Source organism: Thermovirga sp., from assembly GCF_017656375.1.
Lineage (GTDB): Bacteria > Synergistota > Synergistia > Synergistales > Thermovirgaceae > Thermovirga.
The window spans coordinates 45,174-67,394 of sequence record NZ_JACDOB010000005.1; the positions used below are offsets into that span (position 1 = coordinate 45,174).

The following is a 22,221-nucleotide window of genomic DNA, read 5'->3' on the forward strand; positions in this document are numbered from 1 at the left end:
TCTTATTCCTCGTCCTTTTTTACGTGAATTGCAAGCCACAAGCAAGGAGGGTCAAAAGATGTATAAGCTACTCTATGTTTCTTCCCCGCAGGCAAAAAAACCCAATCCCCCTCCTTCAATTCCTGAATAGAGCCATCCTCATACTCCAATTGCGACTCTCCCCTGAGGAGCACGACCCACTCATCAGTACTTTGATCATACCATACTCCTTTAGGGGTTTCGCTGCCAAAGGAGATTATACGCTCTACCCACAATGCTTTATTCTTTAAAAGAACCTCTATTATCTCTTGGCCCCTTTCGCCTTCAGGCATCTGATAAAAATTTCCTTTTTCTTTCACATTCATCAACCCTTTGATAAATTCATCTTTGCCCTGTTTTTTGACTCATACATCCTTTTGTCCGCTTTTTTGAGTAAGCTATCTATATTTACTCCATCCTCCGGACATGAAGCCACCCCAAAATCAATGGCCATTTTCAACCCTCTGCTTCCCCACAGGTTGCTCTCAATCTCTTTACTTATCTTCTCCCACAAGCGCACCGCCTTTTCCAAAGACGTTTGAGGGTGAAAAGCAACGAATTCATCGCCCCCATAGCGGGCTATAATATCGCTTTTTCTTATCCTCATCTCCAACAGCAACGCCAACTCAATCAATAACCTATCTCCTTCCAGGTGCCCAAAAGTGTCATTTATAGCTTTGAAATCCCTTAAATCAACCATCACTAAAGCAAAAGTCCCCCCGTATCTTTTACATCTCTCAAGTTCCTCTTCCATTTTCATTGAAAAGTATTTTCTATTCCATAACCCTGTCAAAGAATCCCTTAGGGCCTCGTGTTTTGTTTTCAATATTATTTCCTTATACCCCCAAAGAATTCCCAAATGCCTAGCGAGGATGCTCAGCATATCCTTGCCTTCTTTATTGCTGAAATACCCTTGTCTATCCATAATCCTTAAAATTCCGAAGACCTTCCCCTCAAAAGCTATTGGAACATCTATTGAATTTCCCACCGCAACATTTATATTATCCTTCATATCTTCAAAAATTTTGGCGCTTTCTCCTCTTGCTATCACCTTAATTTCTCGTTTGTCTTTTATGGTGGATATTTTATATACGAGGGCTTGACAAAGAGCAGTCTCATTAAGTTTTTTAACTACGTACCCACATATCTCCTCAATGCTATCTTTTCCTGCGGCCTCTATGATAATCTCTAAAAAAGCCCGCTCCATTCGCCTCATTCTAGCGAGCTTCTTAAACTGGCTTCGAGTTGTCAGAATGGCAGCAAAATAGCTGCACAAGGAGCTAAGAAGCTCTCCGTCTCTTTTGTTGATAGCTTTCCCAGAAGGACTTTTAACAAATAAGGTACCCCAAAAGGTGTCTTCATATTTTATTGCTACTGCCATTTCCGAAGGGTCAGTTGCTTTTATTGTGAAAGGAAGAATAATTTTTGTTTTCTGGCTTTCCCTGATAGAATCCACAGAGCCTTTAGATAAATCCTCCCTTTTTGAATCTGCCCAAAGAAGACTGACATCCACAAACCCAAAGACATCCCTTATTTTGTCTATCAAAAATTCACCTATGTCATCTCTACTTTGATATTCAAAAAGCTTTAACGACACATCGACAAGTAGTTTTTTCTTTTTATTTAAGCTAGCCAATGCATCAAGGCTTGTAGCCAGGCTTTCTTTAAGTTTGATAAAGCTCATAGATTTCGCTGCAATGGTTGCCATAAATTCTAAAAGCTCAATACTTTCCTCTGGCAAATTTTTCAAAGATTCTACCACTAACGCTCCCATTAATCGCTGTTCCCACACAATAGGTACTATTATTTTTTGAGTTGCGTTACAAACAGAGAGGATCTCTTTAGGAATAAGGCTGCAATCAAGAACTACCGTCTCTTTCCTGATGAGTGCCTTCCAGTAAAGGGTGTTTTTCCTTTCTATGGAATAAAGTTCAGGAGAATAGCTTCCATACGCTAACAATACTAATTGTTTTTGGTTCTCGCTTAAGACATAAAAACATGCATAGCACCCCTGCAACACCTTTTCTATGGTCTCTACAACATACTGGGCCACAGACGGGATGCTTTCATGTTTTTCTATCTCTTCGCAAAAACAAATCAGATCTTTAAGATTTATCATTCTAACCCCTTCTACAGTTACTTTTTGCTTTTTGATTCTAATCAAAAAAATGATCTGTCACAAGAAATATATTGTTTTTGTTGTATTATTATTTTAGCAACTGGTTTTTTGAGAAATATTCAAAACAAAGGATGTGGATCGACTTGGGTAACATTATTACCGTTTTTGGAGCAGGAAGTTGGGGAACTGCCCTAGCCAATCATTTAAGTTATCAAGGAAAAAGGGTGACCCTGTGGTGCAGGCGGCCAGAACAGGCCAAAACTATAAACGCAACAGGCAGAAACCCCGACTATTTGAAGGACATAGATCTTTCAGAAAACCTAACAGCCACATCTGATTTAGAAGAAGCCTGCGATACCGACAAATTTATACTAGCAATTCCAACTCAATCTGTGAGAGGCTTTCTAGAACAAACAAAGTCTTTCCTCGACGATAAAGTGCATCTATGTAATGCGGCCAAAGGAATGGAAATCTCCACAGCAAAACGCATAAGCGAAATAGTAAAAGAAATAATGCCAACAGCGCAATACAGCGTCATCTCGGGACCAAGCCACGCAGAGGAGGTAGCCTTGTTTAAGCCAACAGCTGTAGTGGTAGCTTCCTTTTCTGAAGAGGAGGCAATTATGTGGCAAAACCTTCTGAACAAAGGTTTTTTCAGAGTCTACACAAGCTGTGATGTAGTAGGTGTAGAGATAGGAGGCGCTGTAAAGAACGTAATAGCTATAGCGGCAGGAATCGCCTCTGAAATGAACCTGGGAGACAACGCCATGGCAGCCCTGGTGAGCAGGGGATTAGCTGAAGTAATGCGGCTGGGGGCAAAAGCAGGAGCAAACCCCCTGACCTTGGCAGGCCTCGCCGGAATAGGAGACCTAATGGTGACTTGCTACAGCAGCTTATCCCGAAACTACAGGCTTGGTCAGGCCATAGCCAGAGGAGAGACGCTAGAAAAGGCCAAGGAATCTCTGGGGCAGGTAGCAGAAGGGGCATACACGGTGAGAGCACTGGTAGAACATGCCAAGGAGCTGGGCTTGGAGCTACCTATTGCAGAAGCAATCTACCAAGTGCTTTATGAACAGAAAACTCCTGCCTCCTTGCTGGAGGAGCTGTTCTCCCGATGCCCAAAGCCTGAGATGCCCCCGGAAATGAATTGGGGTTCAAAATAAAACCTATTAAGTTCTAAGAGCCTCCAGACTGTCCTTCGTGGCAACAGGCGATTTATGGCAGTGCACCAGCTTCCAATCGGGCTCTTTCTCGGTACCGAAGTTATGAAAGACCCTTGTTTCGTTGTGGCTTTTGTGAAGCGCCCCATCGGGCAGGACCGCCCTGATCATGAGAGTAAAAGTAACTATTGCAGTCTTACCGTAAAACTGGACCCTCGGCTGAAGAATTTCATGCTCGAAGAAGTGCTCTTTCTCCTCAAGAGGGTCCATTGAACCTTCAAGAACATTTCTGTGTATCCTAAGTTCCCTCAGGTGGAAATCAAGGCCATCTATCCTCACTGGACTTATGTACCACTCAAAAAAAGAACAATCTTCGGCCACCGTGCCAGCATAAACATTGGCGTCCCCGTGCCAGATGCTGTCCAGTTGCTTTTCTACTAATTTCAGTATGTCTTCCGCTTCCTTGTTCACTGATATCCCTCCTTGAAAATCTTAACCTGCCAAAATGTTGTTCCTTTTCGCTTTATAGGATAAAATGATTTTGATTCAACTTCAACAACCTTTAATAACCAATCAAGTAAGGAGGGAATAGAATGGCAAAGGCAGTCGTAGACAAGGACACATGTGTAGGTTGCGAGGCTTGCGTAGGCACATGCCCCGTAGCAGCTATCAGCATGGTTGATGGCAAGGCAGAAGTGGATCCGGATACTTGCGTGGAGTGTGGCGCTTGTGTTGCAGTTTGCCCAGTAAGCGCTATTTCCCAATAACAAACTGAAATAGGTTTCTAAATACGCCTAAAACGTGCTGGAGCCGCCCTGTGCAAAGCTAGCGTAGGGGTGGCTTCAGTGTATTTTAGGTTTAGAGAGAAAGGGTTTAAAGATGAAGGAACCCTGGAAGAAAGCTCTATACGTCATTGACATTTTAGAGAAAAAAGGATTCGAGGCTTTTATAGTTGGAGGAGCAGTAAGAGACCTTCTGCTCTGCAAAACTCCCGTGGATATAGACATCACCACTTCAGCTAATCTTAGCGATATAAAGGAAATATTACCTAAAGCCAAAGTAATAGGCAAAGAAAATCGCAAATCCGCATGCATTTCCATAGAAGGTGTAACTATAGATATAGTTTCCTTTGCACACACCACGTTAGAAGAAGACCTCAAAAGACGAGACTTCACCATAAATGCCATGGCCATGAGCAGATGTGGCAATATAATCGACCCTTGGGGTGGCCTTTTAGACCTATCCGCAAGGCTTATAAGATTTACAGAGTCTCCTGAAAATAGGGTTCTAGAAGACCCCGCACGGATAGTAAGGGCTGCTCGATTAACTGCATCAATGCCTGGCTTTACACTCGCAGAAGAGACAAACAACATGTGCAAAAAACATGGGAATCTTTTAAAAAAGATTCCCCCTGAACGTATAGGTAAAGAGATCCTAAAGGCTTTCGACGGAAAGCCTTCTGCATTCGTGGATATCCTAGAAAATTTGGATATTCTAAACATAGTCATTCCTTGCCTAAGTGCCCTGAAAGCAGTGAACCAAGATCCCGTTAAACACCCCGAGGGAGATGCTTTTACCCACTCTCTGCTGTGCCTGAAAACAATGGAGAGCCTAACCTTTGACAAAATAATGAAGATCGCCTCTTTATTTCACGACCTTGGCAAAGCTGTAAGCATTTCAGATCACGAAGCAAAAGGGGCAAAAATAGCCAGAGAGACTTTCATGCGCTGGTCATGGCCACAAAACCTAACAAATGAAGTTTGTTCTTTGATAGAGTGGCACTGGGCACCCTTTCGCTTGCCTGAAACTAAAACTGCAGCAAAGCTACTTCTGACCAAAGGCTCAGAGTGGATAGGCAAACTTTTCCTACTGGGATATGCAGATACGCTAGCAGGAGCTGGGGACATGGAAAGATATATAAGAAATAGAGAAACAATCCTCAAAATTCTTTTCAATTTGAGCTCTGGGTTGCCTATTAGTGGAAAAGACATCATAAACCTATACCCCGCTTTGAAGGGAGAAAAAATAGGACAAATACTTGATGAGTTGGCAGAAAAAATAGCCACATCAGGACCTCTAAGCAAGCTGGAAGCCGTAACATGGTTAAATAATAAATACAACCATTAAAAAAGTTGTTACCCTACCTTTATTCAGCTATTATTATATTGTTACTGGTTAATTGGCTAATTAAACTTGATGGCTTTTACCCGAGAAGGGGGGCTTATTTATGAGTGAACAAATTGAAATACAACAGAGCACCCAATTCAAGGATCGAAAAACCTTCCGAGCCTTAAGCAACTGCCTGGTCCTTGCTGCCTGGTTTGGGGCCATGTATGCAGCTGATGTGGCTTTTGGGTTTCACCGTGCCAAGATGCTGGACGCATCGCTTGCCTTGATATACCTTGCAGCTTCGCCTCTTGTAACTGTAAAGTTTTCAGAAACATGGAAAAAAGCGCTGGGGGTTGTCGTCATCGCAAATCTGCTTATTATTTCTTCCATACCTCTGTTCTACGTCCAACTCGGCCTTACGGTACAAGTGGCTCTTTCGAGGCACATAATATCCCTTTTGTTCTGCATACTTCTTGGGCCCTACTTTTTGCAGCCCAAGGGATTACCTTTCTTCTTCGTCTTGTTCTACAACGCCCTTTGTTTTTATATACCCATGATGAAACATGGAGAAGTTGACATGAATCTGGCCTACATAGTGATAGTCTATTCTTTTACCTTGCTCTTCTCGTACTTTTTCATTGACATACTGAGGCTGCATGTCACCCAGATATCACTGCTCATAAAAGCCCACAAGGAAGCACAGAAAAAGGCTATAGAAGATTCCCTTACGGGCGTATACAATAGAAACTACCTGGATAATTTCATAAAGGCACTGGTAGAAAGCGATGTCGAAAAGGTTTTGCTATTTATCTCCCTGGATGACCACGATAAAATCGTGGAAAACCATGGTCACATTGTAGCGGACGCTTACATCAAGAAGGCTGCTAAGATGATAGCAGAAAAGATACGATCAAAAGATGTCCTGGCCCGCTACGGTGGTGTAGAATTCATGGTAATATTGGACAATCCAAGCATAAACCTGGGACAAACCGTAGCTAGAAGAATCCTCAGTGGCCTTAAAGAAATAATGCCCGAATACTCCAAGGCCTCAATTGGCATAACAAAGATTGTCCCAGGGATAACCTATCAGGCAGTTATGGTCAACGCAGATACTGCCTTATTCAGAGCCAAAAACTCTGTCTTTGAAGATGTGTCTGTCGTAGACCCTGAAAATCCTACTTTTGATTCTATCCATTTTGAAGATATAATCGAAAACCCACAAAAGGAGGTAGATAGGCCATGAGCGAGAAGTCAAAAGCTCTTGAGGTTATTCTCTCAAGAAGAAGTATCAGGTCCTTTGAGAACAAACCCTTGAACGATGCTATTTTCGAGCATCTCCTTAAAGCCGCTATGGCCGCGCCATCGGCCCACAATCAACAACCTTGGGAATTCATCATAATAGACGACAGAAAGTTATTAGATGAAATACCCACATTTCACCCCTACTCCAAAATGCTCCTAGGAGCGCCAGCAGCAATTTTAGTGTGCGCTAAAAAGGACTACATCAAAGACGAAGACCTTTGGCCTCAAGATTGTGCTGCCGCAACGGAAAACATCCTGTTAGCTGCTACAGCACTGAACCTAGGTTCCGTTTGGCTTGGAGTTTATCCCAAAAAAGCACTCATGGATGGCTTAAGCAAAACCCTAGGCCTACAGGAAAACGTAATACCCTTTTCTTTAATAGCCTTGGGCTATCCAGCAAAAACCAAGGAGCCATCGAACAGATATGACTCCTCTAGGGTGCACAGAAACGGCTGGTAAAAGTTAAAAGGCTGACTTAAAGGTAGGGGGCCCTTGTGACATCAGACATCGAAAAAGAAGAACTCAGCAATGCACTAAAGGATGAAAACCTTTACATAGTTTTCGCCGTAACCTTGCTTTCGGTGTTAGGTGTAGCAAGCGTAACCCCTGCTTTTCCACAGATTGCCATTTTTTTCAATATTTCCCCCGCAAAAACAGGGTTAATTGTCTCTGCTTTCACCATACCAGGCATAATAGCAACGCCTCTTCTAGGGCTTTTAGCGGACACATATGGAAGGAAAAAAATTCTTGTGCCCTGTCTGCTCTTGTTTGGCCTTTCTGGTGTGATGTGCGCTTTCTCCCGAACCTTCAATGAGCTTTTGTTTATGAGGGTACTGCAGGGTATGGGAGCTTCAGCGTTAAACTCCCTGAATATAACTATTATAGGTGACCTCTACCAAAAGAGACTAAGGACAGAAGCCATGGGATACAACTCCAGCATCCTGGGTGTTGGAACAGCAACATACCCTGCTTTGGGAGGATTGCTATCCATGTTGGGATGGCGGTACCCTTTCCTACTACCCATTGCAGCCATTCCGGTTGCCCTTTGGGTAATGTTGAGGTTGAAGCAAACAGACCTTCCGAAACACAAAGCAGACCAACCCTTTAGAAAAATGTTTCAAGCCTTTTCGAACCCCATGGCAATTCTACTTTTTTCCACTAGTACAATTACTTTCATAATATTTTACGGCGCATTCCTGACATTTCTCCCCTTTTACCTTAACAGCAATTTTCAGGCAACAGCCTTGCAAATAGGCCTCATATCGGCTTTCATGTCCTTATCCAGTGCTATTGTTGCTTTCAACACAAAAAATATATCGAAAATGCTATCCGAAAGGATTCGCCTTTCTTTGGCTTTCGTGCTTTACTGCCTGGCCCTCATCATAGCCCTGTACCTTCCCAACTGCCTGAGTGCCCTGATTCCTGCCGGTCTCATGGGTGCCGCACAGGGCCTTAACATGCCAACACTGATGACCATGATCACAAACATTGCCCCAGAGGAAAACAGAGCTGCCTTTATATCTCTAAACAGCATGTCTTTAAGGTTAGGCCAAACCATCGGACCATTCCTAATGGGAGGCATCTATTCCCTGTTGGGCATAAACTGCGTCTTTTCCTCCGGAGCAATACTAGCCGGTACAATGTCCGCCGTTCTTTATTTTGTCCTCAAAAGCAAGTCCAAATAACACCAGGCTACTCAGCAATAATAGCCATAAAAACTAAAGGCTCTTCCCCGGTGTTTTCCAAGGAATGCTTATGCCCATCTAACGTTATCATCACGTCCCCTGGACCCACTTCATATCTTTTATCGTCATCGGTAAATATCCCATGTCCGGAGACGATGAAGTATATTTCCTCATCTCCTTTATGCTCATGCTCCCCCACTGCCGCCTTGGGATCAAGCTCTATCCTGGCAACCATCTTGAAATGGCTTCCCTGGGGTTTCTCCCCAATAGATATAAAGGGGAAATAAAGAGCCCCACCTGGTCCATTTTGCAGGTGCTCCCTCCTAAAACCCTTGGTCTCAGAAAATTTGAAAAACATACCTAACATTCCCCCTTCAAAATAAAAATTACAGGCGATTTGGCTTATCTTTTAGCCACTCAAGCAAATGATCTAACTTCCAACAGTTTACCACCCTTTCCTTTCCCAGCCATGCCCTGCGGGCAACTGAGACGCCAAAATCAAGAAACTCCATATGAGAAGGCCTGTGAGCGTCCGAACCTATGGAAAAAAGGCATCCTTTTTCTTTCGCTAAAGCTGCCAGGTAGTCAGGGAGGTCCAATCTGTAAGGGTTGGCATTTATCTCCAATATGGTCCCTGTTCGAGCAGCTTCCTCAAAAACAACTTCCCAATTCGCGTTCATGCCTTGCCGCTGGCCCATAAGCCTGCCCGTTGGGTGAGCTATTATATGAACCCTGGGGTGCCTTATGGCCTTTAAATATCTTTTCGTTATCTCTTCCTCTGTCTGACGCATGGAAAGGTGAATAGCACCTATTATCACATCCAATTCTCCCATTAAATCCTCAGGCACATCTATAGTCCCATCGGCTAAAATCTCCGCTTCCACACCCTTTAGCACGCGCACCTTGCTTTGATTCTGATTTATGTCATCAATCTCCTTCATTTGGGCTTTAAGCCTATCTGCATCCAAGCCACCTGCAACTGCAAGAGTGGCGCTGTGGTCAGTAATGGCGATCCAACTTAGGCCTTTTCTATGAGCACTGAGCACCATATCCTCAATGGAGCTCATGCCATCGCTCCAAAAGGTATGAACGTGAGAATCCCCTTTCAGATCTTCCACATCCACAACATCGGGCAAGGTGCCCTTTAAGGCCTCCTCTATGGCCTTGCGGCCTTCCCTCAGCTCGGGCAATATCCAGGGAAGACCCAAAAAACGATAGACATCCTCCTCTTCGGCACACAAGATCTCCTCACTTCCCTCGACGGCCTTGAAGGAATACTCGCTCAAGCTGAACCCTTTTTTCAGAGCCAACTCCCTCAATTGTACGTTATGCTCCTTGCTCCCAGTAAAATACTGCAGAGCTGTCCCCCATCTAGAAGGTTCAATTACTCTGAGGTCACCCTGCAACGATCCCCTCAAGAGAACGCTTGCCTTTTTGCTTCCTTTTAGCAAAACTTTCTCCACTATAGGTAGAGAACAAAATTTTTCGACAGCAGCTTCTGGATCATCAGCGGAGACGAGAAAATCCAGGTCTCCTACCGTATCTTTCCGCCTGCGGAAAGATCCTCCTACTTCTATTCTTATACCTGGAAGGTCCGAAAGGCCTTCCTTCACCATCTCCGCCAAGGGCCAAACCTCAATCAAGGGGATTCTATCTACACTTGACGCTCTCTTTCTCTCTTCGATCCCGGCAAGGATTTTCGCAGAAATTTTAGGGCCAAAGCCTGGAAGGCCAGCCAGCTTTCCACTTCTTGCCGCTTCCTCAAGCTCCTCTATTGTCTGCACCCCCAAGGCCTTCCAAACAGCCTTCACCCTCTTAGGCCCCATGTCGGGGATTTTCAGCATTTCTAGCAATGAATGGGGAACTTCCTGGGATATTTTTTCGTAATATTCTAGCCTTCCTGTAGTCACCAATTCTGTTATCTTCTCCCCTATGGCCTTCCCAATACCGTCAATGGTGAATATGGTTCCATCCTGGACCATGGATTCCAAATCCCTGCCCAAACCACGGATGTTCTCGGCAGCTCTTCTGTAAGCATTTACCTTGAAGACGCTCTCCCCTAATATCTCGAGCATATCCCCTATTTCTTCAAGTATTTCCGCTACCCTCTCGTTATTGAGTTTTTCAGACAAACTTCTACACCTCTGCTTTTGTGTTAACTTTAATATATTCATTATACAACTGTACGGGAAGTTAAAATCACCAGTAAAAACGTACACCTTACTACCCAAACTGTGCTATATTTTGTTAACAAGCCGGAAAAGGAGATGAAACGGAGGATGAGAGAGCCCTTTCGTAAAATATGTTTGTTTGCCATAGCAATTTTTGCCTGTTTATTTTGTTTTCCGAACATCCAATCTTTCGGAGCCAACAACGTAGTGAACTTGGAGAACATCAAGGGGCCTAAAATAAAGGACCTGTACATGGTGATATACAGGGATCCAGACTCCCAAATACTGGCATTAGAGACAGGAAAGCTAGACGTCCTGGGTGACATCATAAGGCCTGTGGACATAAAGAGGCTTTCTTCCAGAGACGATATACTCATGACATTGTCTGAAGGCTTCCACATATTCTTTTTGGGCTTCAATCTCAGAGAATACCCCTGGAATGACTTGGCACTGCGAAAGGCCCTCTCCCACGCCGTCCCAAGAAAAAAATTTGTAAGAGACCTTTTTGCGGGGTACTGCTTGCCCATATATACATACCTCCCACCCGTCTCCCCATATTACGAACCTGACGTCACCCATTATGAGTACGATCCAGAGAAAGCAAAAAAAATCCTTGCCAAAGCCGGATGGAAGTGGAGCCAAGGAGGACTATTAATACCTCCCGGTAGCGACAAGCCTCTGGAAAAGGTGTCTTTGCTATGCCCCACCGCACAGGCAGCTCCTACAACAGCAGAGCTGGCTTCTAGAATAGCGGAATCCTTCTCCAGCCTGGGGCTTCCGGTGGAACTGGAAATGCTTGACTTTTCCATGATGATAAAAAGGCTGGATAAGCACGACTTTGATCTATTCGTAATGGCCTGGAGTTTAAGCCGCGACCCTGATAACCTATTTGCCTTCTTCCATTCCTCCATGGACACCGAAGGGGGGTACAATATTCAGGGCCTCCACGACTCCGAAATAGATAAAGTTCTTGAAGACCTTCGCTGGGCTCCCGACAAGGACTCTGCCGTCAAGGCAGCCAAAGAGGCTCAAGAGATGCTGTCAGATAAGGCACCGTGGATTCCCATATATTCCCGTTACATGATATCTGCCATAAGGAAAGACTGGAAGGGGTTAACATTCTCAAAGAAGACTACAGCAGACAACATATGGAGCCTTCTAAACATGGAGCCAGTAAACGGAAAAATGAGGCCCTTATACTGGTGCCTGCCTGAAGACCCGAGGACTCTCAACCCCCTTGCGGCTGGTTCCGCTTACGACTGGGCTGTTTTGGGGTTGATATATGAATCCCTTATAGGTACAGACCCTTATACTCTGGACGATATTCCACAGCTAGCTTTAAAATGGAATATAGAAACCGAAACTCACGGCACAAAAAAATTAACAAAACTCGTATTTCACCTTCGTGAAGATGTTACTTGGCAAGACGGAGCACTTTTTACCTCTGAGGACGTTAAAGAGACTATACTTTTCTTAAAAAAACACCAACTTCCCCGTTATTTCGACCAAGTTAACAACGTAGTCTCAGTGGAAACGCCCAACGAGCATGAGGTCGTCGTCACTTTAGAGAACACCAGCTACTGGTACCTGCACAACATAGGAGGGCTACCCATTTTCCCGGCACACATCCTCAAGAATGTTGAGAACTGGAAAAGCTGGAGGCCAGAAAGGCAAGAGAACCCCAAGGACCCAAAACTTACCCAACTTGTGGGAACTGGGCCTTTTATATTCATGGAATACAAGCCAGGAGAATACGTACATCTGAAAAGGTATGATGGGTATTGGAAAAACAGATAATGATTAAACTCATCAAAAACTACTGGTTCAGGCGCATAGTAGGATCGCTGGTAGTCCTATTGGTGGTGCTGATTTTGAATTTCTTTTTGTTTCGTATAATGCCGGGGGACCCGGTTAGCACCATCATTGATCCTCATTTTTCACCTCAGGCCAAGCAGCACCTCAGGGCGCAGTTTGGCTTGGATCTACCTCTTTACCAGCAATTTTACCTTTACGTAAAATCCCTGGTCACCTTCAACTTTGGCCAATCTTTTCTCTCTCAAAAGCCCGTGTGGGAGGAACTAAGGACGAGAATCCCAAACACGGTGTTCCTCCTGGGAACGGCTTTCATGCTATCTGCGCTGCTGGGAATATGGCTAGGGGTAAAAGCAGCACAAAAAAGGGGAAGTGCCCTTGAGAAAGTGGTCCTTCTGGCAGGCTCTATATCCTTTTCCTTCCCCTCTTTCTTCGTGCAGCTTGTCCTGCTTATGATTTTTGGATGGGCCATTCCCATATTCCCCATACGAGGATCTCTGTCAGTTCCACCGCCTTCAGGTATGGCAGCCCTTTGGGATTTTCTATGGCATATGACCTTGCCAATATTCTCTCTGGTGTTATTGGGGTTTGGGTCATGGGCCATATACGTGAGGAACCTAATGATCAAGACTTTCTCGGAGGACTACATTCTCCTTGCCCGGGCCAAAGGCCTTCCGGAAAATAAGATCCTATGGGGGCATGCTTTCAGAGCTTCCCTCCCACCTATAGTAACCATGTTTCTTTTGGCTCTTCCCGGCATTCTTTCTGGGGCAGTAATAACAGAAACAGTCTTCTCTCTGCACGGGGTAGGGAAATTCTTACTCGACTCAATTTTGGGGCATGATTATCCCGCCGCAGGAGCTGCCTTCTACCTTTTGGCGATAATAACCATAATCTGCAACCTCACCGCTGACTTCGCATATGGGCTGGTGGACCCAAGGATCCGGCTCGGGAGGAAAATGGAATGAAAAGAATCCTAAGGCGGTTCAGCTTTTGGCTTTTGATAGGATTCATACTGGCAGGCATATGGGGGCCAAAATGTTTCAAAAGCAGTGCTGAAACTCAGGTGGCTTCTCCCTTCTCCATGCCATTATGGGTAAAAAAAGACACATCACCGACCATGTCCTTTGCGCTAGAACCCAAAAGGGAGCACGTTCAATTTGAATGGAACTGGGAAGCCCCACCAAACATCACCATATGGGGAACCGCAAAGTTTGAAAAAGAAACTTCTGCATCACTGATTTTGGAGAACCCGAACGGGGAGACAATTCTCCTCGCACAAAACGAGGGGAACACGTTCCTGACAGTAGACGTAGATGGAAGGGACATGAGCTTCAAAATGGGCTTAGGGCTATCGCCCTTTGACGATCCAATGAAAGAACTGTTTCCCACTAAGGGCCGGTACACAATAAAACTATGGCCGCCTGATCTAAAGATAAAATCTGGAGCCATCAACATAAGAATAGAAGGTTCCAGATGGGGCCTTCTTGGGACAGATCAAAGAGGAAGAGATGTGTTTCACCTCTTTCTCTTAGGCATAAGGATATCTCTACTGGTAGGAATCTCCGCCACATTGCTGGCCACATTGCTTGGAGTTTCTGTAGGGCTGGTGGCTGGTTACGCCGGGGGCCTGGTGGACACTGTACTCATGCGAATAGTAGATGTGCTTTTGGCCATACCGGGGCTGCCCATACTCATGGTCCTTGCAGGGATTTGGGGTAAAGGGCTTTGGCAACTTGTGGTCATATTAAGTATCTTCTCATGGATGGGAACAGCTAGAACCATAAGGTCCCTTACTCTTTCCCTTAGAGAGAGCACCTTTGTGGAAGGCCTTAGAGCATTAGGGGCTAAGCCTTCGTACATAATGTTCCGGCACCTTCTACCAGAAAGCCTCCCCATACTCCTGGCCAACATAGCTTTAGGGGTGCCCTCGGCTATCCTGGCAGAAGCAGGTTTATCCTTTTTGGGACTGTCTGATCCCAGGATAATATCATGGGGGCGCATGTTGAACGAGGCCCACGGCTTTGGGGCTTTCACTACAGGCGCATGGTGGCTTATACTTCCTCCAGGCATTGGCATATCATTGATATGCCTTGCCTTTCTCGATTTAGGGAGAACCCTGGAGGAGATGGCCGACCCCAGGCTTAAAGGCGGTGCCAATAAATGATCCACATTCAAAGGCTCTCCGTCTCCTATAAAACCGAGAGAGGGCAAGTTCCGGCCCTAAAAAATATCAACCTTAGCATACCTAAGGGAACGGCTACTGCCATAGTTGGGGAATCAGGAAGCGGGAAAAGCACCCTCCTTCACAGCATCATGAGGCTTTTGCCACCAGAAGCAGAACTTTCAGGGAAAATAATGTTCGAAGGTATGGATATAACGTCCATGGATGACGCTGCCCTCAGGTCCTTTCGCTGGAGGAAGTGCTCTCTGGTGCTTCAGGGAGCCATGAGCTCCTTCAACCCAGTACTATCTATAGGGAAACAGATAGCAGAAACAGTAGCGTACCATCTGCACCTCTCTTCAAAAGGCTCTTACAAAAGGGCAGAAGAACTGCTGGAGATGGTGGGGTTGCCTACTTTCTTTTCGAAACGGTTCCCACATGAGCTGTCTGGAGGACAGAAACAAAGGGCAGCTATAGCTATGGCCTTAGCGTGTAGCCCACCATGCATTTTGGCAGACGAGCCTACTACAGCATTAGATGTAATAACACAAGCGGAAATAGTCTGGCTGCTTAAGGAAATAACCCGAAAAAACAACATGACCCTTTGCATGGTAACCCATGACTTGCCTCTAGCTCTTTCTGTATGCGACAGAGTCGCAGTTATGCATAGGGGTGAGATTGTAGAGATACAAACACCTTCAGGAATATTAAATAACCCTACACACCCTCACACTAAAAAATTGGTGGAATCCATAAGATCCATAGAAGAGAGGGGTAACCCAAAATGAGGCAAAACGCTCTTGAAGTATCTGAACTATGGGTCTCATTCGAGAAGGGCTCAAAAGCTTTTCACGCGTTGAGAGGAATAAGCTTCTCCCTTGAGAAGGGTCAAACTCTCTCGCTGGTAGGAGAGTCCGGCAGTGGTAAAACCACTGCAACCCGCGCATCTTTGGGGCTTATCGCTCCCACGAAGGGCAAAGTCACCCTCCTGGGAGTTGACATAAACAATTGCAGCAAGGATAAGCTCATAGAGACCAGGCGGCGCTGCGGGTACATATCCCAGAACCCCTACGACTCCATACCACCTACTCTGACCACCTTGGATGCAGTTGCAGAGCCTCTTGTCATATGTAAAGGGTTGAACAAGAAAACAGCAAGGGAAAGAGCTAAAGAGATGCTATCTGTATGCGGTATCGTAGATGAAGTAGTATTAAATGGAAGGGTAAAGTTCTCTCTATCTGGTGGGCAAAAACAGCGAGTTGCTCTAGCCAGGGCCCTTGTAACCGACCCTGAGATCATCTTCGCTGACGAACCCACGAGCATGCAGGATGCCTCCAACCGAGGAGACATCCTGGATATACTTCAAGAGTACGTAAAAAAAGGCTCTTCCTTGGTACTCACTACTCACGATCTTTATTTGGCTGCCGCTGCCACGGAGCACTCCATAATTCTCTTTCACGGCAAAATCATGGAAGCTGGCCCATCCAAGGAAATACTGAAAAAACCTCTTCATTTTTATACGAAGGCTCTCCTAGATGCCCTCCCTGGATTGGGCAAGAAAATAAAAAAGCCTTCCCTTAAGCAGGGAGAGCCTGAATATCGACTTTCAGGATGTCCTTTCCTGACAAGATGTCCAAGGGGAATCGACAAATGCAGCAAAACTTGCCCTCCCATTAAGGAAGTATCCCCAGGACACTTTGTGGCCTGCTGGCTTCTTTAGACATTGTCACCTCACAAAGTCCTATTTCCTTGGAAACTTCTTCTCAAGCAACATAAGGAAAGGGACTCCAAGGCAAAAACAAGCCACCACTTCGCCGGCCCCTACGTAAAGCATTGCAGCCTGCCAGGAAAAATCCGTCAAAAATGACAAATAGGCACCAACAATCACGGCGTTTACCACTACTGGCGGAATTGCTGCCGTTATCTTGCTAGGCATCTTCCTTGTCAGCATGGCAGCCACAAGGGTTGCAAGGCTTCCAAAGACCACATCTATTATGCCAAATCCTCCAGCAAAATTAGCTATAACGCAACCTATAAACAAACCAGGTATGGCCTCCACCCAAAGCCAGGGAAGAAGCGTCAAGGCTTCAGACACTCTAACTTGTACTGGGCCATAAGAGATGGGAGCAAAGAAAATGGTGAGCATGGCATAAGCTGCCCCTATTATAGCCGCTTTTGCTATACCTTTTGGTGTAGTTATTTTGCTCCAGGCTTCCTTGACATCTTCGAACATTTTCGTCTCATCCCTCCTATTGCTTTCGCTCTCTATTACACTTCTTTAAAAGCTTTAACTGCTCTCTCAAGCAGGGCAGGGAAGACCTCTAGGGAGAAAGGCAGATAAAGCCTTTCCGTTGGCTTGTGGGGGTCTTTCCCCGACGGCCCTATGTTCAAAACGGGGATATCTAGCTTCATCAGGTCCTTAACTGCCACTCTGTAAATGCTCCCCCAACCCGGCATGTTGGCTGCCACGCAGAAGGGGTCGAAGGCACTTCCCTTGTAGCCCATGTAGCTCAAGTCACAAATTCCACCAAAGAACTCCTTAATTTCCATATCTATACCGAACTTATCCTTGGCTTCATTAACTACCTTCTGAGCCACATCAGCAACTAACAAATCTGAACTGGTCTCTCTCGTGTTCTCCCTGTGTGGGTACCAAGGAGGCAAAAAGCCTACTACTATTTTGGGTTTCCTTGAAGGATCCTTATCACTTAACTTCTTCAAGAGCTCTATAGCCCTTTCCCTATCGTCATTAAGTTCGGCAAGCTCCGACGCTATCCTTCGAATTTCCCCTTTTATGTCAGGGTTAGCCCTGGCAAGCTCGGTCAGATATTCCTCAAAGGATAGCACTAGGGGAGAAAATTCATCGGCATCGAAACCGGCGCTTTTTGCTGAATCAGCCAAATGCTCTAAGGCCCTCTTGAATGCTCGTTCTGCAATCTTCTTAAGTTCTTTGATAATATCCGCCGGGTACTTTCTCAGCGTCAGCAAATTATAATACACCAGGGCACGATCAGGAAGGGTTACAGAGTAAGATTCCCTAAGGTCCCTAAAGTAAAGGCATGCTGGTGGGGGAGTTTTTTCCCCGTTAACTTCCTCTATGAGGTCAGGGTTGGCTTCCATTAGCTGGTTACAGAAGGAGGCAAGCAGCGTTGCACTCAAGCCCCTGTAGTACTGCCCTACATGAGCTCCTGCTCCCATGCAGTAGAAAAAGGGCATGAGCTTACCAACCGTTCCACAGAAGATAAGCTCTTTGCCCTCTACCTGAGCCCCCGCACTGGATGGCTCGGTCAGAATGGCTCCCAGGTAGCGCAGGTTTTCTTTTTCCTGCAACTCTACAAGAAGGCTCACTGCTGCCCGCATCCCCTCGGAACTGTCCTCCTCGTCAGGTACTGCTAGGAAAAGAACATTAACCGGAAATTTGGACACATCCGCAGCAAACTCTTCAAGAAGAGCCATCTCCGCGGCAAGGCCGCACTTCATGTCCATTATTCCCCGCCCAAAGAGGTAATCGCCAGAAAGCAAATCTTGCTTCGATTCTGTGTCCAGATTTTCTCCTTTAAGGGCTTTAGTGTACTCCATGGGAGAAAAAGCCAATTTTTTGTATTTCCCATAATCTCCGACATCTACTACATCATAGTGTCCCGTCAAGATAACGGTGTCTTTCGTGTCCTCTGCGGAATAAACGATGGCCCCTACTACATGCCTTCCCAATGGATCGTTAGGTAGGGGATACCATATCAAGTTTTTGGGGTTGTCCTTTAGGCCAGGGACCCTTTCCAAGAGCTTCTCCTTTATGAAAGCTCCCATTCTAGCCTCTCCCTCGGTCCTGCTAACACTGGGAACCTCCGTAAGAGCAAGTAGCAACTCCATAATAGACGATTTATGCAAAGCCATGGTAACACCTCACAATTAACAATATTAGGTGGACTTTACGAACAGGATACAGTATAACATCAAGGGGTTTGTATTTGCTAACGAGGTGATTTTCATGAAAAAAATAAAAATAAAGTTTATAGAAAACAACTTAAGGCTCTTGGTAATAGCCTTATCACACTTCGTGAACGATATTCATAGTGCTTTCCTGCCCACGTTTATCCCTATTATAGTAGAACAGCTTGGAATCGGTTATGGACAAGCAGGCCTTTTGAAATCATTATCGGGTATCATCCACATGCTCATACAACCAATGGCCGGTTATATGTCGGATTCATTCTCAAGGCCTTATGCCATTGTAGCAGGCCCCTTCATGACTGCATTTGGGGCAAGCATGCTGCCACTTAGCCATTCCTATGGAATGGCATTCCTCTTTGTAGGGTTATGGAGTATGGGAAGTGCAATATACCATCCACTAGGGAATGGGGGAGTTGGACACATAGTACCTCCATGGAAATTAGCTTCATCCTTGGCCATATTCTCCGTTGGTGGAGTTCTAGGTGCTACTATAAGCCCTCTTTACGCCATTACTCTTTATAAAATATTCGGCCCCACTTTCCTTCTGCCATTGGGAGCTATGATCCCCGTGGCTGTCGTCTCTTACCTCATATGGAAGACGTTCCCCACCCTCTCTAGCAACAGTTCCAGTGATAAACCTTCTCCACTCAACTTCCTCCAAACTACCATGCGCGTGTTCAAGACAATATTCCCAATTTGGACAGTATCAGTATCCAGAGATACCGCAACACAAGGAATAAAATTCTTCCTCCCCCTCTTGATAGCCTCAAAAGGAGGAAATATCGTGGATATAGGGACGATATTGTTCATAATAAGTATCATCGGAGCTATCTCTCCAATTCTAGGCGGAAGGCTTGCAGATAAGCTAGGTGATAAAAGGGTAATAATCGTCGTTATGACGTTAGCCCCTGTATTTCTACTCCCTGCAGCACTCACTGAGGGACTCACTTCAATAGCCTTATATGTGGTAGGCATTGCCCTGTTACAAGCTATTTTGCCTGTAACAGGAGCTGCAGCACAAAAAAAAGCGCCTGAATCTAGAAGTGTTGTAGCATCTCTTGTTGGCGGACTTGCTTACGGCTTGGGAGGAATCCTGGTGGCCCCCCTTGGAATTTTTGCAGACATTTGGGGATTAGAAGCCACCCTTTCGTTTATAGCCCTTCTTCCATGGCTTCCCATGTCCCTATTCTTCTTGCGGCACAAATCTTTATAATCTATAGCATATCACCGAAATGATGTGTTATAATGTCGCACTGAAGGAGGGTGATTTAATTGCTTAAAATGGAAGTAGATCAGTATCTTGATTTGCACAAAAAGATGGAAGCTCGTGCTGAGGAATTATGCAGGCTTTATATGAAGGCTTATTTTGATGTAGAGGCCAGTGACATAATGGTCACTAACCTTGAAGCAGGCAAAAGCGGCCGCATAAAGATAATGTTTACCGAATCGACTACCAACACGGAAGAGATACTTAACCTGCCTTTAGAGTATTTTTGGCTCACAAACGATGAGGTAAAAGTACGAATGTCCCTGGACAAGGAAGAAAAAGAAAAACTGAGAAAGCAAAAACACCAACAAAAGGACAAAAAATAACATTAACTTTAATTATTCTTTTTGGGGGCCTTCATTGACGGGTCCCCAAAAAGATAGAAGAGCGGCAATAGTAGCCACGAAAACTACCCCATAATAGGCAACGACCACCGAAGTTTTACCCAAAAATCCTCCTATCAGTGGGCCAAAGGCCCATGCCATGTCATCAGAGGTGATGACAGCCGTAAGCAAGGCGTTCTTCTCATATTTTATCCTTTCAACAGCAACTGAAATAAGGGTGGGCTGCAGGGGAGCAAAAGCTATCCCTAACAAAAAAGAGCACATCAATATCAGTAATGGATCATGAAAAACAACAATTCCTGCTGCAGATAGGGCCATTGCAGAAAAACCAAGCACCAAAACAATTCTTGGAGAAACCTTGCTAACCCATACAGCCAGAGGTCCCCTAACCAGCAATGTTCCCACTGCATAAGGAGTAAAAAACCTCCACAGAGATATTCCTTTTTTTTCAAGAAGAAGAGCCATGAAGTTACTGGAAATACATATTACTAGAGCCTGAGAAAAGACTAAAAATGCAAGATATAAAAATTCCTTTCTATGGAACAAAGGCGCTATTCGCGTAGGAGATTCAAGGCTGCCTCCCCTTTCACTTAAGCGCAAAGACAAAAACAGGGCTAATATGGCCATAAAAGCTATGCCCCCGTAGAAAAGCCACAATCGACCGGATAAAATAGCTTTCTCTGCAAAAGATATAAAAACAAGCTGAGGCAATATAGCTGTAGCCCCGAGCCACAGGAGAGCTCTTCGCGTCATCTCTGGAGGAAACAGCACATGAACGTAAACAAGATTGGCCACGAGAAAAATGGAAAGAGCTACTCCATGAAAGGCCTTGGCGAGGATAAGCAAAGGGAAAGATCTCCCAGCCATAAGCAAAATGACAGGCACAATTAAAAGAAGAAAAGACGCAACAACCAAAGCCTTTTGAGCTTTATGCCTATCTATTAACTTCTTCACCAATGGCCGGACAGCAATAAGCACTCCATCCATTGAGAAGGCCAAAATGGCTACGTGCATAGTACTATAGCCCCACTTTATTACCTGTATGGGAAACGCAAAAAAGACCATAGCCGCAGAGTAATGGCACAAGGCTATCATTAAAAGAAACATATAGTCTCTATATCTATTATCTTTTAAAAGGTTTTGGCTCCTATTTTTAACTTGCTCGAGTAAATTCACTATACCTCTCCTTCTCTTCTCCGTGTGGCATAATATTATCAGAATAAAATTAAATAGCAGCAAGTGATATCCTCAAATACTCGTAAAAACATCCATATTAGGAGGGATTTTTGGTGAAAAAGTTTATTGTAGAAGATCCTTTTTGGCAGATATTTCCTGATGCCAAGATAGGTGTTCTCATCTGCCATGGCATAGATAACTCTGTAGGGGATCGCGAGCGATACCAAAAAATGCTTTTAGATGCCGAGAATGAGGCATTAAAATACTTGAAAAACCCCACATTTAGTGAAAATGATGTAATAAAGGCATGGAGAGAGGCATTTAAAAAGTTTAAAACAAAAAAGGGTGCAAGATCATCAATAGAGGCATTACTTAAAAGGGTTAATAAAGGGGAGCATATAGGAACCATTAATCCCCTAGTTGATATTTACAACTCTATCTCTTTAAGATATGCCTTACCATGCGGTGGCGAGGATATAGATAAGTTTGTCGGTGACATAAGGTTGACTACCGCCTCTGGGAGTGAAGGATTTGTACCCCTTGGTTCAGATGAAAACATGCCTCCATACGAAGGCGAAGTGATATACAAGGATGATGAGGGGGCCATTGTCAGGTGCTGGAACTGGCGGGAATCGGTTAGAACAATGCTCACTGGGGAAACAACTAATGCATTTTTGTGCATTGAATTGGCAGATGAAAGCAGGCTCAAAGAGCTTAAAATGGCACTAGAAGATTTATCAACACTAGTGATAGAAAATCTAGGTGGAACAACAGAAATATCAATTTTAGACATTGGCAATAGAGAAATAGCCATAGAGTGAACTACTCCGTTTTTTAGTTAAAAGTTATAGGGAGACTAACTAGCCTCCCTATAATAAATTTTTTATTTCTTTCTCTTTTCTGCTCTCTTTCTTCTATCCAGGTCTGCAGGCTCAAGAGATAT

General features: G+C 44.8%; 22 protein-coding genes. 14 read left to right on the forward strand and 8 right to left on the reverse strand.

Features of this window, described 5'->3' with window-relative positions:
- Nucleotides 1-2 precede the first annotated feature (2 nt).
- Both H0Z23_RS03320 and H0Z23_RS03325 read right to left on the reverse strand, forming a co-directional pair.
- Entirely contained in the window at nt 3-344 is a 342-nt protein-coding gene (locus H0Z23_RS03320; protein ID WP_296867544.1) for a cupin domain-containing protein, read from the reverse strand.
- On the reverse strand, nt 344-2,137 hold the full coding sequence (locus H0Z23_RS03325) for a sensor domain-containing diguanylate cyclase (RefSeq protein WP_296867545.1): 1,794 nt from the start codon (nt 2,135-2,137) through the stop codon (nt 344-346). The genes H0Z23_RS03320 and H0Z23_RS03325 overlap by 1 nt, the downstream gene beginning before the upstream one ends.
- 143 nt (nt 2,138-2,280) lie before the next feature.
- On the opposite strand from H0Z23_RS03325, the gene H0Z23_RS03330 reads away from it, so the two are divergent.
- On the forward strand, nt 2,281-3,300 hold the full coding sequence (locus tag H0Z23_RS03330) for an NAD(P)H-dependent glycerol-3-phosphate dehydrogenase (protein WP_296867546.1): 1,020 nt from the start codon (nt 2,281-2,283) through the stop codon (nt 3,298-3,300).
- A gap of 6 nt (nt 3,301-3,306) precedes the next feature.
- Here the strand turns inward: H0Z23_RS03330 and H0Z23_RS03335 are convergent, their stop codons facing one another.
- A complete protein-coding gene (locus H0Z23_RS03335) occupies nt 3,307-3,768 on the reverse strand; it encodes a hypothetical protein (RefSeq protein WP_296867547.1) in 462 nt (153 codons plus the stop codon).
- A 122-nt stretch (nt 3,769-3,890) separates the two neighbouring features.
- Between H0Z23_RS03335 and H0Z23_RS03340 the strand changes: the two genes are divergently transcribed.
- From H0Z23_RS03340 to H0Z23_RS03360, 5 genes are all read left to right on the forward strand, one after another.
- Nucleotides 3,891-4,064: a 4Fe-4S binding protein gene (locus H0Z23_RS03340; protein WP_296867548.1), complete on the forward strand. Its 174-nt coding sequence runs from the start codon at nt 3,891-3,893 to the stop codon at nt 4,062-4,064.
- 112 nt (nt 4,065-4,176) lie between these two features.
- Nucleotides 4,177-5,424, forward strand: a complete 1,248-nt coding sequence (locus H0Z23_RS03345; protein ID WP_296867549.1) for an HD domain-containing protein — start codon at nt 4,177-4,179, stop codon at nt 5,422-5,424.
- 100 nt (nt 5,425-5,524) lie between these two features.
- Entirely contained in the window at nt 5,525-6,649 is a 1,125-nt protein-coding gene (locus H0Z23_RS03350; RefSeq protein WP_296867550.1) for a GGDEF domain-containing protein, read from the forward strand.
- The gene (locus H0Z23_RS03355) at nt 6,646-7,167 is read left to right on the forward strand and encodes a nitroreductase family protein (protein WP_296867551.1); all 522 of its coding nucleotides are present in this window, start codon (nt 6,646-6,648) and stop codon (nt 7,165-7,167) included. Before H0Z23_RS03350 ends, H0Z23_RS03355 begins: the two co-directional genes overlap by 4 nt.
- Before the next feature lie 35 nt (nt 7,168-7,202).
- Complete coding sequence (locus H0Z23_RS03360) at nt 7,203-8,393, forward strand: MFS transporter (protein ID WP_296867552.1); 1,191 nt, start codon at nt 7,203-7,205, stop codon at nt 8,391-8,393.
- Between the two features lie 7 nt (nt 8,394-8,400).
- Here the strand turns inward: H0Z23_RS03360 and H0Z23_RS03365 are convergent, their stop codons facing one another.
- Together H0Z23_RS03365 and polX are read right to left on the reverse strand one after the other, a co-directional pair.
- Entirely contained in the window at nt 8,401-8,751 is a 351-nt protein-coding gene (locus tag H0Z23_RS03365; protein WP_296867553.1) for a cupin domain-containing protein, read from the reverse strand.
- Between the two features lie 28 nt (nt 8,752-8,779).
- Nucleotides 8,780-10,525 (reverse strand): DNA polymerase/3'-5' exonuclease PolX, encoded by a 1,746-nt coding sequence (gene polX / locus H0Z23_RS03370; RefSeq protein WP_296867554.1) that lies wholly within the window; start codon nt 10,523-10,525, stop codon nt 8,780-8,782.
- 147 nt (nt 10,526-10,672) lie between these two features.
- Here polX and H0Z23_RS03375 point away from each other — a divergent pair, with 147 nt between their 5' ends.
- The 5 genes from H0Z23_RS03375 to H0Z23_RS03395 are packed head-to-tail and all read left to right on the forward strand — an operon-like array spanning nt 10,673 to nt 16,260.
- Nucleotides 10,673-12,361: an ABC transporter substrate-binding protein gene (locus H0Z23_RS03375; protein ID WP_296867555.1), complete on the forward strand. Its 1,689-nt coding sequence runs from the start codon at nt 10,673-10,675 to the stop codon at nt 12,359-12,361.
- Nucleotides 12,361-13,344 (forward strand): ABC transporter permease, encoded by a 984-nt coding sequence (locus tag H0Z23_RS03380; RefSeq protein ID WP_296867556.1) that lies wholly within the window; start codon nt 12,361-12,363, stop codon nt 13,342-13,344. Before H0Z23_RS03375 ends, H0Z23_RS03380 begins: the two co-directional genes overlap by 1 nt.
- On the forward strand, nt 13,341-14,543 hold the full coding sequence (locus H0Z23_RS03385; protein WP_296867557.1) for an ABC transporter permease: 1,203 nt from the start codon (nt 13,341-13,343) through the stop codon (nt 14,541-14,543). The genes H0Z23_RS03380 and H0Z23_RS03385 overlap by 4 nt, the downstream gene beginning before the upstream one ends.
- Nucleotides 14,540-15,328 (forward strand): ABC transporter ATP-binding protein, encoded by a 789-nt coding sequence (locus H0Z23_RS03390; protein ID WP_296867558.1) that lies wholly within the window; start codon nt 14,540-14,542, stop codon nt 15,326-15,328. The genes H0Z23_RS03385 and H0Z23_RS03390 overlap by 4 nt, the downstream gene beginning before the upstream one ends.
- Entirely contained in the window at nt 15,325-16,260 is a 936-nt protein-coding gene (locus tag H0Z23_RS03395; RefSeq protein WP_296867559.1) for an ABC transporter ATP-binding protein, read from the forward strand. Before H0Z23_RS03390 ends, H0Z23_RS03395 begins: the two co-directional genes overlap by 4 nt.
- A 21-nt stretch (nt 16,261-16,281) precedes the next feature.
- Here H0Z23_RS03395 and H0Z23_RS03400 read toward each other — a convergent pair whose 3' ends face one another.
- Nucleotides 16,282-16,773, reverse strand: coding sequence for a QueT transporter family protein (locus H0Z23_RS03400; protein ID WP_296867560.1), 492 nt, complete (start codon nt 16,771-16,773; stop codon nt 16,282-16,284).
- Nucleotides 16,774-16,808: 35 nt separating this feature from the next.
- The gene (locus tag H0Z23_RS03405) at nt 16,809-18,434 is read right to left on the reverse strand and encodes a M20/M25/M40 family metallo-hydrolase (protein WP_296867561.1); all 1,626 of its coding nucleotides are present in this window, start codon (nt 18,432-18,434) and stop codon (nt 16,809-16,811) included.
- 94 nt (nt 18,435-18,528) lie between these two features.
- Between H0Z23_RS03405 and H0Z23_RS03410 the strand changes: the two genes are divergently transcribed.
- A complete protein-coding gene (locus H0Z23_RS03410; RefSeq protein WP_296867562.1) occupies nt 18,529-19,704 on the forward strand; it encodes an MFS transporter in 1,176 nt (391 codons plus the stop codon).
- Nucleotides 19,705-19,763: 59 nt separating this feature from the next.
- Entirely contained in the window at nt 19,764-20,084 is a 321-nt protein-coding gene (locus H0Z23_RS03415) for a hypothetical protein (protein ID WP_296867563.1), read from the forward strand.
- Between the two features lie 12 nt (nt 20,085-20,096).
- Here the strand turns inward: H0Z23_RS03415 and H0Z23_RS03420 are convergent, their stop codons facing one another.
- Nucleotides 20,097-21,209, reverse strand: coding sequence for an MFS transporter (locus H0Z23_RS03420; protein ID WP_296867564.1), 1,113 nt, complete (start codon nt 21,207-21,209; stop codon nt 20,097-20,099).
- 182 nt (nt 21,210-21,391) lie between these two features.
- Here H0Z23_RS03420 and H0Z23_RS03425 point away from each other — a divergent pair, with 182 nt between their 5' ends.
- Nucleotides 21,392-22,099, forward strand: coding sequence for a B3/4 domain-containing protein (locus H0Z23_RS03425; protein WP_296867565.1), 708 nt, complete (start codon nt 21,392-21,394; stop codon nt 22,097-22,099).
- The last annotated feature ends 122 nt before the right edge of the window (nt 22,100-22,221 follow it).

Excerpts from the sequence above, each read along its gene's own strand:
- H0Z23_RS03395 (WP_296867559.1), top strand. The coding sequence starts at position 15,325 with ATGAGGCAAAACGCTCTTGAAGTATCTGAACTATGGGTCTCATTCGAG.
- H0Z23_RS03345 (WP_296867549.1), top strand. The coding sequence starts at position 4,177 with ATGAAGGAACCCTGGAAGAAAGCTCTATACGTCATTGACATTTTAGAG.
- H0Z23_RS03400 (WP_296867560.1), bottom strand. The coding sequence starts at position 16,773 with ATGTTCGAAGATGTCAAGGAAGCCTGGAGCAAAATAACTACACCAAAA.
- H0Z23_RS03325 (WP_296867545.1), bottom strand. The coding sequence starts at position 2,137 with ATGATAAATCTTAAAGATCTGATTTGTTTTTGCGAAGAGATAGAAAAA.
- H0Z23_RS03385 (WP_296867557.1), top strand. The coding sequence starts at position 13,341 with ATGAAAAGAATCCTAAGGCGGTTCAGCTTTTGGCTTTTGATAGGATTC.
- H0Z23_RS03340 (WP_296867548.1), top strand. The coding sequence starts at position 3,891 with ATGGCAAAGGCAGTCGTAGACAAGGACACATGTGTAGGTTGCGAGGCT.
- H0Z23_RS03380 (WP_296867556.1), top strand. The coding sequence starts at position 12,361 with ATGATTAAACTCATCAAAAACTACTGGTTCAGGCGCATAGTAGGATCG.
- H0Z23_RS03365 (WP_296867553.1), bottom strand. The coding sequence starts at position 8,751 with ATGTTTTTCAAATTTTCTGAGACCAAGGGTTTTAGGAGGGAGCACCTG.
- H0Z23_RS03420 (WP_296867564.1), bottom strand. The coding sequence starts at position 21,209 with ATGTTTCTTTTAATGATAGCCTTGTGCCATTACTCTGCGGCTATGGTC.
- H0Z23_RS03355 (WP_296867551.1), top strand. The coding sequence starts at position 6,646 with ATGAGCGAGAAGTCAAAAGCTCTTGAGGTTATTCTCTCAAGAAGAAGT.
- H0Z23_RS03350 (WP_296867550.1), top strand. The coding sequence starts at position 5,525 with ATGAGTGAACAAATTGAAATACAACAGAGCACCCAATTCAAGGATCGA.
- H0Z23_RS03320 (WP_296867544.1), bottom strand. The coding sequence starts at position 344 with ATGAATGTGAAAGAAAAAGGAAATTTTTATCAGATGCCTGAAGGCGAA.
- H0Z23_RS03405 (WP_296867561.1), bottom strand. The coding sequence starts at position 18,434 with ATGGCTTTGCATAAATCGTCTATTATGGAGTTGCTACTTGCTCTTACG.
- H0Z23_RS03410 (WP_296867562.1), top strand. The coding sequence starts at position 18,529 with ATGAAAAAAATAAAAATAAAGTTTATAGAAAACAACTTAAGGCTCTTG.
- H0Z23_RS03375 (WP_296867555.1), top strand. The coding sequence starts at position 10,673 with ATGAGAGAGCCCTTTCGTAAAATATGTTTGTTTGCCATAGCAATTTTT.
- H0Z23_RS03390 (WP_296867558.1), top strand. The coding sequence starts at position 14,540 with ATGATCCACATTCAAAGGCTCTCCGTCTCCTATAAAACCGAGAGAGGG.